The sequence below is a fragment of the Hyphomicrobium sp. genome (assembly GCF_020852195.1).
GTDB lineage: Bacteria > Pseudomonadota > Alphaproteobacteria > Rhizobiales > Hyphomicrobiaceae > Hyphomicrobium_C.
In genome coordinates this window covers 1-12,745 of the sequence record NZ_JADZBI010000018.1, presented here as the reverse complement: position 1 = coordinate 12,745, position 12,745 = coordinate 1, and the positions used below count along the sequence as shown (strand labels likewise).

General features: G+C 63.6%; 10 protein-coding genes. 5 read left to right on the top strand and 5 right to left on the bottom strand.

What is annotated here, in order from left to right; translation table 11 throughout:
• Positions 1-150 precede the first annotated feature (150 nt).
• From IT540_RS01575 to hutX, 3 genes are all read right to left on the bottom strand, one after another.
• Positions 151-750 (bottom strand): hypothetical protein, encoded by a 600-nt coding sequence (locus IT540_RS01575; protein ID WP_291172314.1) that lies wholly within the window; start codon positions 748-750, stop codon positions 151-153.
• A gap of 172 nt (positions 751-922) precedes the next feature.
• A complete protein-coding gene (locus tag IT540_RS01570) occupies positions 923-1,408 on the bottom strand; it encodes a hypothetical protein (RefSeq protein WP_291172311.1) in 486 nt (161 codons plus the stop codon).
• 19 nt (positions 1,409-1,427) lie between these two features.
• On the bottom strand, positions 1,428-1,943 hold the full coding sequence (hutX, locus tag IT540_RS01565; RefSeq protein WP_291172308.1) for a heme utilization cystosolic carrier protein HutX: 516 nt from the start codon (positions 1,941-1,943) through the stop codon (positions 1,428-1,430).
• A 444-nt stretch (positions 1,944-2,387) separates the two neighbouring features.
• Between hutX and IT540_RS01560 the strand changes: the two genes are divergently transcribed.
• The 3 genes from IT540_RS01560 to IT540_RS01550 all read left to right on the top strand — a co-directional run bounded on the left by IT540_RS01560 (position 2,388) and on the right by IT540_RS01550 (position 4,099).
• Positions 2,388-2,540, top strand: coding sequence for a hemin uptake protein HemP (locus IT540_RS01560; protein WP_291172305.1), 153 nt, complete (start codon positions 2,388-2,390; stop codon positions 2,538-2,540).
• Between the two features lie 8 nt (positions 2,541-2,548).
• Positions 2,549-2,674 carry a hypothetical protein gene (locus IT540_RS01555; protein WP_291172302.1) on the top strand — a complete coding sequence of 42 codons (126 nt, stop codon included), beginning with the start codon at positions 2,549-2,551 and terminating at the stop codon, positions 2,672-2,674.
• 117 nt (positions 2,675-2,791) lie between these two features.
• The gene (locus IT540_RS01550; RefSeq protein ID WP_291172299.1) at positions 2,792-4,099 is read left to right on the top strand and encodes a PLP-dependent transferase; all 1,308 of its coding nucleotides are present in this window, start codon (positions 2,792-2,794) and stop codon (positions 4,097-4,099) included.
• 65 nt (positions 4,100-4,164) lie between these two features.
• On the opposite strand, the gene IT540_RS01545 is transcribed toward IT540_RS01550, so the two are convergent.
• Positions 4,165-6,453, bottom strand: a complete 2,289-nt coding sequence (locus IT540_RS01545) for a TonB-dependent receptor (protein WP_291172296.1) — start codon at positions 6,451-6,453, stop codon at positions 4,165-4,167.
• 475 nt (positions 6,454-6,928) lie between these two features.
• The gene (locus IT540_RS01540) at positions 6,929-9,397 is read right to left on the bottom strand and encodes a TonB-dependent receptor (protein WP_291172293.1); all 2,469 of its coding nucleotides are present in this window, start codon (positions 9,395-9,397) and stop codon (positions 6,929-6,931) included.
• 709 nt (positions 9,398-10,106) lie between these two features.
• On the opposite strand from IT540_RS01540, the gene IT540_RS01535 reads away from it, so the two are divergent.
• Positions 10,107-11,771 (top strand): ATP-binding protein, encoded by a 1,665-nt coding sequence (locus IT540_RS01535; protein WP_291172290.1) that lies wholly within the window; start codon positions 10,107-10,109, stop codon positions 11,769-11,771.
• Between the two features lie 17 nt (positions 11,772-11,788).
• On the top strand, positions 11,789-12,397 hold the full coding sequence (locus IT540_RS01530) for a response regulator (protein ID WP_291172287.1): 609 nt from the start codon (positions 11,789-11,791) through the stop codon (positions 12,395-12,397).
• Positions 12,398-12,745: the final 348 nt, after the last annotated feature.

The window sequence follows — 12,745 nt, the reverse complement described above, 5'->3', positions numbered from 1 at the left end:
CCGTTCCCTGGCTTGCTGCTCCTGAAGTTGCTTCTGCTTGGCCGCGTTCTCTCGCGCAGCCTTGGCATCCTGCTCCTGCTGGAGTTTTCTTGCTCTGGCCTGCTCGGCCTCGAGCTGCCTCTGGATCGCTTTCTGCCGCGCTGGGTTTGTCTACTGCTTCTGTTGGCGCGCCCTATCCTTGGCCTGCTGAGCCTCGAGTTGTTTCTGTCGGATCGCGTTCTGTCGGGCCTGGTCAGCCTGCTGTTTCTCCTGGCGCGCTTTCTCTCTGGCCTGTTGGGCTTCGAGCTGCTTCTGCCGGATCGCGTTCTGCTGGGCCTGGTCGGCTTGCTGCTTCTCCTGGCGCGCTTTTTCTCTGGCCTGCTGGACCTCGCGCTGCTTCTGGATCGCGTTCTGTCGCGCCTGATCCGCCTGCTGCTTCTCCTGGCGTGCCCGCTCCTTGGCCTGCTGGGCCTCCTCCCGTTGCTTCTGGGCTGCGGCCTTCGCGGCCGCCGCATCGGGATTGCCGCCTTGCCCGCCGTCACCGCCGCCGCGCCGGCCGTCTCCGCCGCGCTTGCCGTCCTCGCCCTCCGAGCGCTGACCCTTCCGTCTCCTGTCGCTGTCGTCGTCGGACCTCTGCGCCAGCCTGATGGCCGGCTCCTCGCCCGTCGCGGACGGACCCGGCACCGGCACTTCAGAGCGGGCATTGGGAGCGCCGACGACGACGGTGGCGAGCAGGAGGGAGGAGGCGAGCAAGGTGCGGGAAGCGGTCATGGATCACCCGAATGCTGGGCCGTGACCACAAGGTGGCGATCATCGGCCTCGACGAGGGCGCCGTAAGCAGCGCCTTCGCCTCGTCCTAGTGCGGGAACCCGCGCAAAACATGGCGATGAAATGGCAATGTCATCCCGCGCGCGGCTCCGGCACGCGGGGCAGTGGCGGCTGCTCAGTGCAGCATCGCCGCCGGGTTTGTCCGGCTCCGCGGCGGCCGGACGACGGCCGCAATGGTCGAGCCGAATCGCGTCGCGGCCGCGGCCAGCACCGGCGCCTCGGTCCGCCGCGCGAACTCTGCCGCGGCCTCCTCGATCACGCCGGGCTCTCCCCGGTAGCCCGCCTGCATGAGCAGGATGAGCTGCCACTCGTCCTCGGTCACGCGCACGCGGCAGTTGGGGCAGAAGGGCGAGAGATAGCCGAACCCGCCCTTACGCTCGACGCGCATGGCGCGAATGAGCACGGCGATCCGCGATGCGATCTCCGGTCCGTCATCCGCGCCGTATTGCGCCTCGGCGTGGCCGATCGCGCGGTCCCAGCCTTCGGCATGATTGTGCTCGTAGCTCATGCATTGCAGCCGGATGAGATAGAGCCAAGTGCGCTCCATCTCGCCGATGTTGGCCACTTGGATGTCGGTGAGAGCCGGCTCTTTGCTGCACATGGGAAGCTCCGGGGGCCGCTCAGAGCGCGGCTTTGAGCGTGTCGAACCGAGCGACCTGCTCGGCGATGAGATTGTGGTTTTCATCCCGGCGCACGAAGATCTTGAACATCGCGTCGCCGTCGAAATTGAAGAACTGGATCGAGCGCGACTCGCGGCCCATGAACGGGCGCGTGACGAACGCGATCTCCCGGCAGCGCGAGGCACGTATATGTCCGCCGATGGGGCTCGCGCCGTGCAGATTGAAGTAGCCGCGGCCGTAGCTGCCCGGCGGCAGCGGCCCTTCACATTCGAGCACGAGATCGGGGGTGTGCACGATGAACAGGATCGGCCCCCAGCTCGCCACCGCCTCGAGGATCACTTCGAAGCGATCCGCGGACACGATCTTGCGATTCGCCTCCGGCAGCGCATGCACCACATCCAGCGTGCTGACGCAGTAGGTACGCGCAATATCCTCGAGCACGCCGTCCGCGTTGGCAGCGAGCCGCTGCCCGAGCGGCATGAAGACATCCTCGCGCTGGTGTGCCGTCGTAACCATGAGCGCTCTCCGGTTTCCCTTGCTGACACTCTTACGCAGATCGCGATCGAGACGCCGGCATGTCGAGCGAGCGGCTCGCGCGAAAGGGGCGGCAGCGCCCGATCCGGTCTCGGAAGAACAACCGGAAAGCTGCGCCGCCGCCAACTTGGGGGTCCCAGGCAGTGCGGGAGGAGTACTGGGCCCCAAGACGCAAGGACGGACCGCTTAGGCATCGAACAATTGCCGTGACGATCCGCCGGGATCTCGCGAGCGTTCCGCGCGAAGCGGGCCCGCTCGGGCATCCGCGAGACGCTGCGGACTTGCGCACCATAGTAAAGTGGAATTACATAGTCAACAAATAAAAGGCGATCCGAATCCGGCTGCCCCGGACACTCCGGCTGCCGATTCCCAACGTTGTGATCTGGATCCACGATGCCACCTGACGAAAGCAAGCAAGACTCCGCAATGGCTCCATCCGTTGCAAGCAAGGCGCCGTCCGCCGTCCGCTACGCAGTATCCGATCTGCTGCGTGGAGGGCGCGAGGCGATCCTCGAGCACAATGGAGCTGAGTACCACCTGCGTATCACGGCCAACGGCCGGCTCATCCTGACCAAATAGGTGCCGACATGATCGCACTTCTGAGGCGCGTTAGGCGCCTGCTTTGGGTGGCGGGGATCGCGGTGTTCGCGCTGGTCGCGGGCGAGTCCTCACATGGCGAGGCATGGGCGGTCGCGGCATCGCTCATGGGCTGATCGCCCCGCATCCGCGAAGTTGGACAGGCCTCCGGAATACTCTTCCCATGACGTGCTGGCCGCGCTGGGTTAGAAAACCTGCGCGTACGAAAATCAGAATGTCGGAGGGAGGAAACCGTGACCACGAGCGATAAGAAGCCGCCGCGCCCGGAGACCATCGTGCTTCACGCCGGCTGGCGGGCGGATCCCGCGACCGGCGCCGTCGCCGTGCCGATCTACCAGACGACATCGTATCAGTTCCGTGACACGGAGCACGCCGAGAACCTGTTCGCGCTGAAGGAGCTCGGCAACATCTATACGCGGATCATGAACCCGACGACCGATGTGCTGGAGAAGCGCGTCGCGGCGCTCGAGGGCGGTGTCGCCGCGCTCGCCCTCGCCTCGGGGCAGGCCGCATCCGCATTCGCCGTGCAGAACCTCGCACGCGCCGGCGACAACATCGTGAGTTCGACCGACCTCTACGGCGGCACCTGGAACCTGTTCGCCAACACGCTGAAGGACCAGGGGCTCGAGGTGCGCTTCGTCGATCCGGCGGATCCCGAGAACTTCCGCCGCGCCACGGACGAGCGCACGCGCGCCTACTACGCCGAGACCCTGCCCAATCCCAAGCTCACGGTGTTTCCGATCGCCGAGGTTGCCGAGATCGGCCGCCCGCTCGGCATCCCGCTGATCGTCGACAATACCGCGGCGCCGATCCTATGCCGGCCGCTCGATCACGGCGCCGCCATCGGCGTCTACTCGTCGACGAAGTATCTCGGGGGCCACGGCAACTCGATCGGCGGCGTGATCGTCGACGGCGGCAACTTCGATTGGGCCGCGCATCCCGTACGCCAGCCGACGCTGGCGACGCCCGACCCGAGCTACCACGGCGCCGTCTGGAACGAGGCGGTGAAGCCGCTCGGCCCCATCGCCTACATTATCAAGGCGCGCGTGACGCTCTTGCGCGATCTCGGCGCGGCGCTGTCGCCGTTCAACGCCTTCCTGCTCTTGCAAGGCATTGAGACGGTTCCGCTGCGCATCGCCCGCCACTGCGAGAACACGGCCGCCGTGACGGAATGGCTCGTGAAACACCCGGCGGTGACGCGTGTGATCCATCCCTCGCAGCAGACGGGCGAGCAGCGCGCCCGCGCCGAGCGCTATCTGAACGGTGGCTTCGGCGGGCTCGTCGGCTTCGAGCTCAAAGGCGGCCGCGATGCTGGCCGCCGCTTCATCGACGCCCTGAAGCTCTTCTACCACGTCGCCAACATCGGCGACGCGAGGAGCCTCGCCATTCACCCGGCATCGACGACGCACTCGCAGCTCGCGGGCGACGACCTGCTGGCTACCGGAGTGACCGAGGGCTATGTCCGCCTCGCCGTCGGCCTCGAGCACATCGACGACATCCTGGCCGACCTCGACCAGGCCCTCGCCGCCGCGGCGGCGTAGTCAAGAAAAAGGTCCCCGAGCTTGTGGCTCGGGGACCGCTGCACCTTCGGGAGAAGGGTTTGCAGTTAGTCGAACTTGTAGGTGAAGCCACCCATCACCGTGCGGCCGACACCCGGTTTCAAGCCGTCCTCGATGCCGGCGATGTAAAACTCGTCTGTGAGGTTATAGCCGGTCGCCCAGAGCGTCAGGTTGTCCGTGACATTCAAGTTGCCGCGGGCCGAGAGCAGCCACTGGCTCGGGACTTCCTCGTCGTTGTCTTCGTTGGTGAAGTAGGCGCCTTTGTGAGTTGCGGTTATGCTGGCATCCCAAAGCTCCCGATACTGCAGGCCGAGAGTGAGGGTTGCGAAGTGCTTGATCGATTCCGGCGCTTGGTTGCCGGCAACTGATTCCTCGAGCTCGTTCACGCCTTTTTTGATCTCCGCATCGGCGAACGTGTAGATCGCTTCGCCGAAGAAGTTCCACGGACTTCCGGTGATCGGCCGGCTGTCCAGACGAGCGCCAATTTCGAAGCCATCGACCTGCACTTCGTCCAGGCTGGTAAAGACGTTGAGATTGAAGGGAGGAACCGTAAAGGATTCCTTGAACTGATAGTTCTCGATCCGGCTATGGAAGTATGCCGCGTCGAACGTGAACCCGCGCAGGGCCGTCGAGCGAACGCCGATCTGGAAGTTGTCGCCGATCTCCTCGTCGAGCGGGAAGACCTCAGCGTCACGCACATTATGGGGCGTGAGCCCACGATAATAACCGCCGTAGACGGTTGTAAGCGGCAATGCTTCCCAGGCGAAGGAGATGCCTGGCAGCGCGTGATCGTGACTGGAGTCGCCTTCCCCTCTCAGGGTGAGATCATAGCTCTCGAAACGGAGGCCGGGCACTACGGTCAGCGCCGGCGTCACATGAATTGCGGTCTGCACAAAGGCCGCGAAGGCTTCAGCATCCAGGTCGGCCTGCGAAGCGATGCTGCCCCTGTTGCCGAAGGTCAGTATCTCGTTTGTTCCGCCAGCGCGGTTCCTGTTTCTGAATTCCTGTTCCTCATAACGGACGCCCGCCTGCACATCGTGTGTCATGCCTCCGAAAAGCGGGAGGTTCGCGAACTCGATGCGCGAATCCACACCGTAGTTCCGATAGCGGCGGTCGCGTCCTTCCATCAAGAAGTCACCGGTTACGTCGTCAACTTCGTCGACATAGAAGCGCGCGCGCTCGTGGTCCGCGCCGTAGACGCGTGTCGAAAGCGTCGTGTTGCTGTCGATATACAGATTATGGGCAACCTGGAAGCGATAGTGGTCGCCGTTGTAGGTGCTCAATTTGAACAGATCGCCGATATCGTCGTCGATACCCGCCTTATTACGGCCGTTGGCAAAGAAGTCGGCCACCGATCCATCTTCGAAGTTCTGCTCGTCGTACTTGTCGCGCTGTCGGAAGAAACCGCCCGAGATCGTGAGATCCTGGTTGGTGCCGCGGAATCCGATGGCTCCGTAGAAATCGTTGTAGCCGAGTTCCTCGACGTCCCACGCACCGCCCGCATCCATACCGGAATACGAGGCCACGATGCCGACGTTGCCGATGTTCTGCCGCGTATGCACGTGGCGCATATTGTTGATGTCTTTGTCAGAGCCCTCGGTGTAGCCGATGCCCGCCTTGATGACCGTTTCATTGGCCCCGAACGGGCTCAGGTTGCGGAAGTTGACGACGCCGTGGTTGTTGAGCGGGCCGTAGTTCAGTATCGCGCCGCGCATGACCTCGATGCTCTCGATGCGCTCGGTCGGCGGCGTGTAGTGTGTCGAGGAATCGAGATAGGTCGCGAAGTTGATCGGCTGCCCGTCCTCCATGACGAGAACCTTGCGCGAGCGCCGGGGCGCCGATCCGCGGATGCCGATGCCGCTGTGACGGGCCGCGCCATCATCGTCAATCGTGACCACGCCCGGAACGCGAACGAGAGCCTCATGATTGTTGAGGGGGCGCCGTTCATCGAGCTGTTCGGTCGTCACGCGTGTTCCGGCGCCCGTATAGTTTTGCAGATCCTCGGGCAGCGTCGTGCGCGCGTTGATTGGCGAGAGCGGCCCGCTCTCTGCGCGCGCGGCGGCACCACCGCTTGCGGCCGCGCCGTAGGGCGAATTCTCAAGCGCCGGCGCTTCCTCGACGACGGCTGCCGGCGGTGGCTGCGGTGCGGGGGAGGCAGCCTTCTTCGCGGCGGGCGCCTTCTTCTTGGCAGCCGGCGGCGCTTTCTTCTGAATGACCTCGACTTCGGGCAGGTCGCCGTCGGCCGGCTCAGCGGCTTGTTGAGCGGATGCGGAAGTGGCCATGAGCCCGATCGCTCCGGCCATGACCGTAAGCTTCAAGTAGACTTTGAGTGACATGCTGCTTCCTCCCCACTCGTGCCCGCGTGGCAGGCACAACCCCAAGCTCTTGATCCGATCGCCCAGACAAGCGTCTCAGGCAGCGCTATGACGCACTGCAAAGCGATCCCCCCGGCACTGGAAAACTTTTGTTATAAAGTTGCCGCATGTTCTCGGCCCCGATAGCCGGCAGCAATTGGGGATGGTTCCATGCGGTGGCATTGCTCGGGGCAGGTGCCGCCGTAGAACTACTAAAAATATAGCAATTTCAGGAAGTTATCCCTGATTATCAGGTTACAAATGGTAATGATATTGCCACATCATCCCGCATAAGGTGGGCGTTGGTGGCAGGACTTTCCGACCAATGCCATGCCGGTTATTCCGGCCGTATGAGCGTTTCGTTTCCAAGCTTGGTTGAGCTGAAGGCTCCGAGCCCAGGTCGGAGCATCCCACCTGGGCTCGGAGTGGTCGTGTGCAGACCCCCTCGGGTCACGTCTCAGTCGAACTTGAGCGTGAAGCCTCCGTAGATCGTGCGACCGAGGCCAGGCTTCGCGCCATCGGACAGATCGGCGATGTAGAGCTCATCGGTAAGGTTGGTGCCGGCGACAAACAGCGAAAGCTGTTCCGTGACATTCAGGTTGGCGCGCGCCGACAGCAACCACACGTCGTCCACCTTGCCGCCGACCATCTCGCCGCCATCCGTGCAACCCGGATAAACGACCGCGGGCGTCACGTCGTCGTCCACGCAAAGCAGGGGAACCGTGTTCTGCGTATTGGTGAAGAAATCCCCGCGATAGGTCCACGTCATGCTGGCGTCCCACAGTTGCTTGTAGGCCACGCCGATGGTGAGGTTGGCGAAGTGTTCGACTGTGAACGGCAGACGATTGCCGGAGACATCGTCGTCGGGGAGGCCCTCGAAGATCGCGTCTGTGCCGCGATTGATCTTGCCGTTTGTGTAGGTGTACGCGGCTTCGCCGAAGAAATTCCACGGGCCGCCCGTGAAGGGTGCGCTCTCCACGCGTGCGGCAAGCTCGACGCCGTTGATCTCCACTTCGTCGAGTTGCCCGTAGACGCCGTCGCCGATGGCGTCGGAATAGCTCTCCTTGATCTGGTATTCGTCGATGATGCTGTGGAAGTAGGCCACATCGAACGTGAAGCCGCGAATGGCTGTCGAGCGGACGCCGATCTGGAAGTTATCGCCGACTTCCTCGCCGAGCGGGAAAGAATCGGGGTCGACTTCACGCGCGATGTGCGGCGCGAAGCCCCGGTGATATCCGCCGTAGAGAGTCGTGCGATTTAGCGCCTCCCAGGAGAAGGCAAGCATGGGCAGCACGTGATCGTGGTCCGAAGTGACTCTTGGATCGCCACCCGGGAAGGCGTTGCGGGCTGTGATGTCATAGCTTTCAAAACGCACGCCCGGTGTCACGGTGAGGTTCGGCGTCAGGTGGATGGCGCTTTGAATGAATGCGGCAAAGGAATCCGCCTGGAACTTGTCGATCGTGCCGTCGCCTTCTTCCTCGCTAAAATAAGGATCGATCCCATCCGATTCATAGGTTGAGCGGCAATCGCCGGCATTGCCGCCATCCAGCACTTCGCCGACGGCGCCAAAGCTCGTGCAGATCGTCATCTTATGGTGCTCATACCGGATGCCGGCCTGGATATCCTGGCGGATGCCGGCGGCGATTGGTACGTTCGCGAACTCGATGCGGCTCTCGGCACCGAACACCTCGTACTCGCGCTCGCGGCCGCGCATGTAGCCGTCCGGCTCGCCAGGCCCGTCATTTCGGCTCGAGAAGCGGCGGCGGTCGTGGTTGTGGCCGTAAATGCGCGTCGAGAGCGTTGTGTCGTCGTTGATGTACAGGTTGTGAGCGAGCTGCAGGTTGAGGTGCTCGGCGTTGTAGGTGTTGAACTCGAGCCCTTCTTCGTCGAAGATCGCCGAAGGCTTGGCGTGCCCGTTGCGGAAGAAGTCCGCGGCCGTGCCGACGAAGTTGTCCTCGTCGTAGTCGTCCCGCTGTCGATTATAGGATCCCGAGATCGTCAGATCCTGCTGCGTGCCGCGAAAGCCGAGCGCGCCATAGAAATCGTTGTAGCGCAGGCGCTCGATCTCCCAGGCGCCGGCCGCTTCCGACCCCGAGTAGGATGCCACGACTCCGACGTTGCCGAGGTTCTGCCGGGTGTGGACGTGACGATAGTTTCCGATCTCCTTGTCGACATCATCGGTATAGCTGATCGACCCCTTGATCACCGTCTCGTTGGCGCCAAACGGGCTCAGGTTACGGAAGTTGATCACGCCGTGGTTATTCAGCGGACCATACGCGACGACGGTGCCGCGGATCACTTCGATGCTTTCCACCCGGTCCGTGGGCGGCGTGTAGTGCGTCGACGGATCCAGATAGCTCGAGAAGTTGATCGAGGCGCCGTCCTCCATGACGAGGACTTTGCGGGAGCGCCGGAAATTCGAGCCTCGGATGCCGATGCCGGAATGGTGACCAAGGCCGTCGTCGGTGACGGTCACGATGCCCGGCACGCTTGCCAGGGCCTCATGGTTGTTGAACGGGCGCTTTTCTTCGAGATCCGTGGCCGTCACGCGGCTGGCGGCGCCAGGAAAGTCTTGCAGATCGCCCGGAACGATGGTTGTTCCACTGACCGGCGAGAGCGGCCCGCTCTCGGCCCGCTGCGCGGCGCCGCCGCTCGCGGTGGCGCCGTAGGGCGAGTTCTCGAGCGCGGGGGGCTCCTCCGCGTACGTCGGCTGAGCCGGCGGCGGCTGGGGCGCGGGAGAGGCGGCCTTGGCTGCCGGTGCCTTCTTCTTCGCGGCAGGCGCTGCGGCCTTCTTCTTCTGGATGACCTCGACCTCCGGCAGGGCCCCTTCGGCGGGCTCCGCGGCCTGCTGCGCGCTGGCCGGCGACGTCATAAGGGCGACTGCGCCCGCCATTACCGTGAGCTTGAGGTATCTACGTTCCAACATTCAAATCCCCTCCCATCGACGCCTGCCGACACTTCCCGGCAGTTGAAGTCGCTATCCCCCGACAAAACCCGCCAAACTCCCGGCAGTATTGCCGAATCTCCCGTTTCAGGCTGTGGTCTGACGCCTGTTTTGATATAAAGTTTCGTTTTCCAAGCGCTGATGACACTCACTTTTGTCGAAACGCATCGTCTTGTTGTCAGGCGAGCGCAGCAATTGGGGATGCGCACGTGCGGTGGCATTGATCGGGAAAGAGTCCTGAGTAGTTTGCCGGATAATCCCGTATTGAATGCGAATAGATGCAGCTAAACTTGGGAAGTACGGACAGGGAGTTCTTGTCGCCGCCATGCCTTTGCGCAGACTTGCCGGCGGTCCGGGCGGCCGCTGGCGGCCCCGCCGGGATCGTCCATAAGGCCCGTTCTCGGCCGCTCTACCGCCTGCCGGCGGCATCGACGCCGCGCAGAATCGAACGGTTTGTTACCGAGGCTGCTTCCCGTCGCCGTCCATCGTCCCGTCGGACGTGCGAGGGCGTTCTCCCGGCGTTATTCCCTGTTGATTTTCTAGGCACGTGGTATTGGTCTGCTGCTGTGTTGCGAGCACCGCGATCGGGCATTGCCTGTCCGTCGCAGCGATCTGGATATACACAAGAGGCGCCATTCGTCAGGGACGTATCCAGCGTAGTTTCACGGATGACCCTGCAGGGAGCTATCGGATGTATGAGTGGAGCCAGGAAGCAGCGGCGAGAAACCTGCCCGTGGCCTACTTGTTCACGCGACCCCGGATCTCGCTCGGGTTCGCCTACCTCGCTGCCTATGCGCTGCTGGACTGGGTGAGCTACGTCAGTCCGATCGCGCCGATCGGCGTGACGCCCTGGAACCCGGCAACGGGCCTGAGCTTCGCGCTCGTGCTCCTGCTCGGCCGCAACTATGTGCCTTGGCTGTTCATCGCGCCGGTGATCGTCAACGGCTTCGTGCTCGACCTGCCGCTGCCCATGGAGGTTCATCTTCTGGGCGCGCTGATCATCGGCGGCGGCTACGGGGCCGCGGCGAGCTTTCTCACGCTGCCGGGCGTGCGCTTCGACCGGACGCTGTCGGCACGGCGCTCGCTCATGCTGCTGATTGCCGTTGCGGCCGTCAGCACCGGCATCGTGGCCGTCCTCTACGTGAGCCTGCTCACCGCGTTCGGCTTCGTCGCGTCGGAGGACTTCGCGTTGACGACGGCGCAGCTTTGGATCGGCGACATGATCGGAGTGACGGTGGTGACGCCGTTCCTCCTCATCGTCTTTACCCGGCGCCGCATCTTCGTGCCGTCGCTGGAGCTGGCCGCGCTGGTCCTGGTGCTGATCGCCACCCTGGCCGCGGTCTTCGGCTTGTCCGACACGTTTCGCGTGAAGCACTTCTATCTGCTGTTCCTGCCGGTCATGTGGACCGCGGTTCGATTTGGCCTCGAGGGCGTGACCGCGGGCCTCGTGCTGACGCAGATCGGACTCATGGCGGCCACGCAGTACGCGGGCGTTCATCCCAACGAGGTGACGGCCTATCAGGCCCTGATGATCGTGCTGGCGCTCACGGGATTGACGATCGGCGCCGTGGTGAACGAGCAGCTTCGCACCCAGGCCCAGTTGCGCCGCAACCAGGAGGCACTCGAGCGCGCGGCGCGGCTCGATAGCATGGGCGCGTTTGCCGCCGCGCTCGCTCACGAGATCAACCAGCCTCTGACGGCGATCGCCAACTACGCCCGGCTTGCGAAGATGGCGGTCGACAAGCAGCCCGCCGACGCCGACACCGCGCGCAAGGCCGCCGAGCACGCGGTTGCGCAGGTCGATCGCGCGGCCGAGGTCGTGCGCAGGTTGCGCGATTTCATACAACTCGGGCGTAACGAGATGGTCCCGCAGTCGGCGCCGGAGCTGATCCGCGAGGCGATCTCGCATTGCAGGCTCGAGACGCAGGCCAACCACGTGCAGGTAGAAACCCGTATCTCACGTAATCTTCCTTACGTCATCTGCGACGGGCTGCAGATCCAGCAGGTGCTGATCAACTTGATCCGCAATGCCGCAGAGTCCATATCTTCCGGTGGCAGATCGGACGGACGCATCGTCGTCGAGGCGGATCTGGCGGAATCCGGCCGTGTTGTCGTAACCGTGCGCGACAACGGCCCGGGCTTCGATCCGGACATTCTCGCCCGCGCACTGACGCCGTTCACCACGACGAAGGAGGAGGGCTTGGGCCTCGGACTTGCGCTTGCCCGCTCGACCGCCGAAACTCACGGCGGCCAGCTTGTTGTGGAAAGCACTGGCGGCGGTGCCGCTGTTTCCTTTACTCTGCCGACCTCGGTTGCACAGCCGCCCGCACTCGAAACATCGAAAACGGAAGACTGACGAAAAAGGATGCCGAAGTGACCGTAGCTTTGATCGACGACGATTCCGCCGTGCTGCATTCGATGCGGCTTCTGATCGAAAGCCGCGACATCCCCGTCGCCTGTTATGAATCGGCCGAGGCGTTTCTCGAGGATCTGCCGGGCACGAAGCCGACTTGTGTCGTTGCCGACGTGCGCATGCCCGGCATGACTGGCCTCGAGCTGCAGCGCGAGCTCAAGTACCGCAACCACGACGCGCCGCTGATCCTCATCAGCGGGCACGCCGATGTCTCCATGGCCGTGCAGGCCCTGAAGGAGGGAGCGTTCGACTTCTTCGAGAAGCCCTATGACGGCGAGCGTCTCGCCACCAGCGTCTGGGACGCGGTGCAGAAGGGTCGCCGCCAGAGCAGCGAGAACAGCGAGCGCATCGACATCGCCGAGCGCTTGAAGGCGCTCTCGCCGCGCCAGCGCGAGGTTCTGGAGTTTGTCGCCTCCGGCATGTCCAACAAGCAGATCGCGGCCAAGCTCTCGATCAGCCCGCGCACAGTGGAGACCTACCGCGCCTGGGTGATGGAGCGTATGGGCGCCCAGAACGTCGCCGACCTCGTGCGCAAGGTGAGCGCATTCCTGCCTACCGCGCAGAAGTAGCGTGCACGCGCATCTCTCTCTCATGTCTCTTGCGGCTTTGTCGCGGAACCGCTCTGCCTGATCGCGTGTTTGGTGTCACGTAGGTGAACCAATCGTGTGGCCGATCCGGATGGCTCGGCCATGCGCGCGGCAAAAAGAGAGAACGCGGCTATGCGCTATGTGCTGTTGTGGGCACTCGGAGTCCCCATCTCGGGGCTCATCGTCCTGCACTTGCTCGGGTTGATCTGATCTGGCCGGTGGCGGCCGGAGAAAGCCGGTCTGCTTGAGTGCTGACCGGCTTTCTTCGCTCCGCTGTATCCGGCGCCCGCAGGTTCAATGCAGCATATTGCGTTCGGTGACAGTGAGCTT

Excerpts from the sequence above, each read along its gene's own strand:
- hutX (WP_291172308.1), bottom strand. The coding sequence starts at position 1,943 with ATGGTTACGACGGCACACCAGCGCGAGGATGTCTTCATGCCGCTCGGG.
- IT540_RS01540 (WP_291172293.1), bottom strand. The coding sequence starts at position 9,397 with ATGTTGGAACGTAGATACCTCAAGCTCACGGTAATGGCGGGCGCAGTC.
- IT540_RS01570 (WP_291172311.1), bottom strand. The coding sequence starts at position 1,408 with ATGTGCAGCAAAGAGCCGGCTCTCACCGACATCCAAGTGGCCAACATC.
- IT540_RS01545 (WP_291172296.1), bottom strand. The coding sequence starts at position 6,453 with ATGTCACTCAAAGTCTACTTGAAGCTTACGGTCATGGCCGGAGCGATC.
- IT540_RS01535 (WP_291172290.1), top strand. The coding sequence starts at position 10,107 with ATGTATGAGTGGAGCCAGGAAGCAGCGGCGAGAAACCTGCCCGTGGCC.
- IT540_RS01555 (WP_291172302.1), top strand. The coding sequence starts at position 2,549 with ATGATCGCACTTCTGAGGCGCGTTAGGCGCCTGCTTTGGGTGGCGGGG.
- IT540_RS01575 (WP_291172314.1), bottom strand. The coding sequence starts at position 750 with ATGACCGCTTCCCGCACCTTGCTCGCCTCCTCCCTCCTGCTCGCCACC.
- IT540_RS01560 (WP_291172305.1), top strand. The coding sequence starts at position 2,388 with ATGGCTCCATCCGTTGCAAGCAAGGCGCCGTCCGCCGTCCGCTACGCA.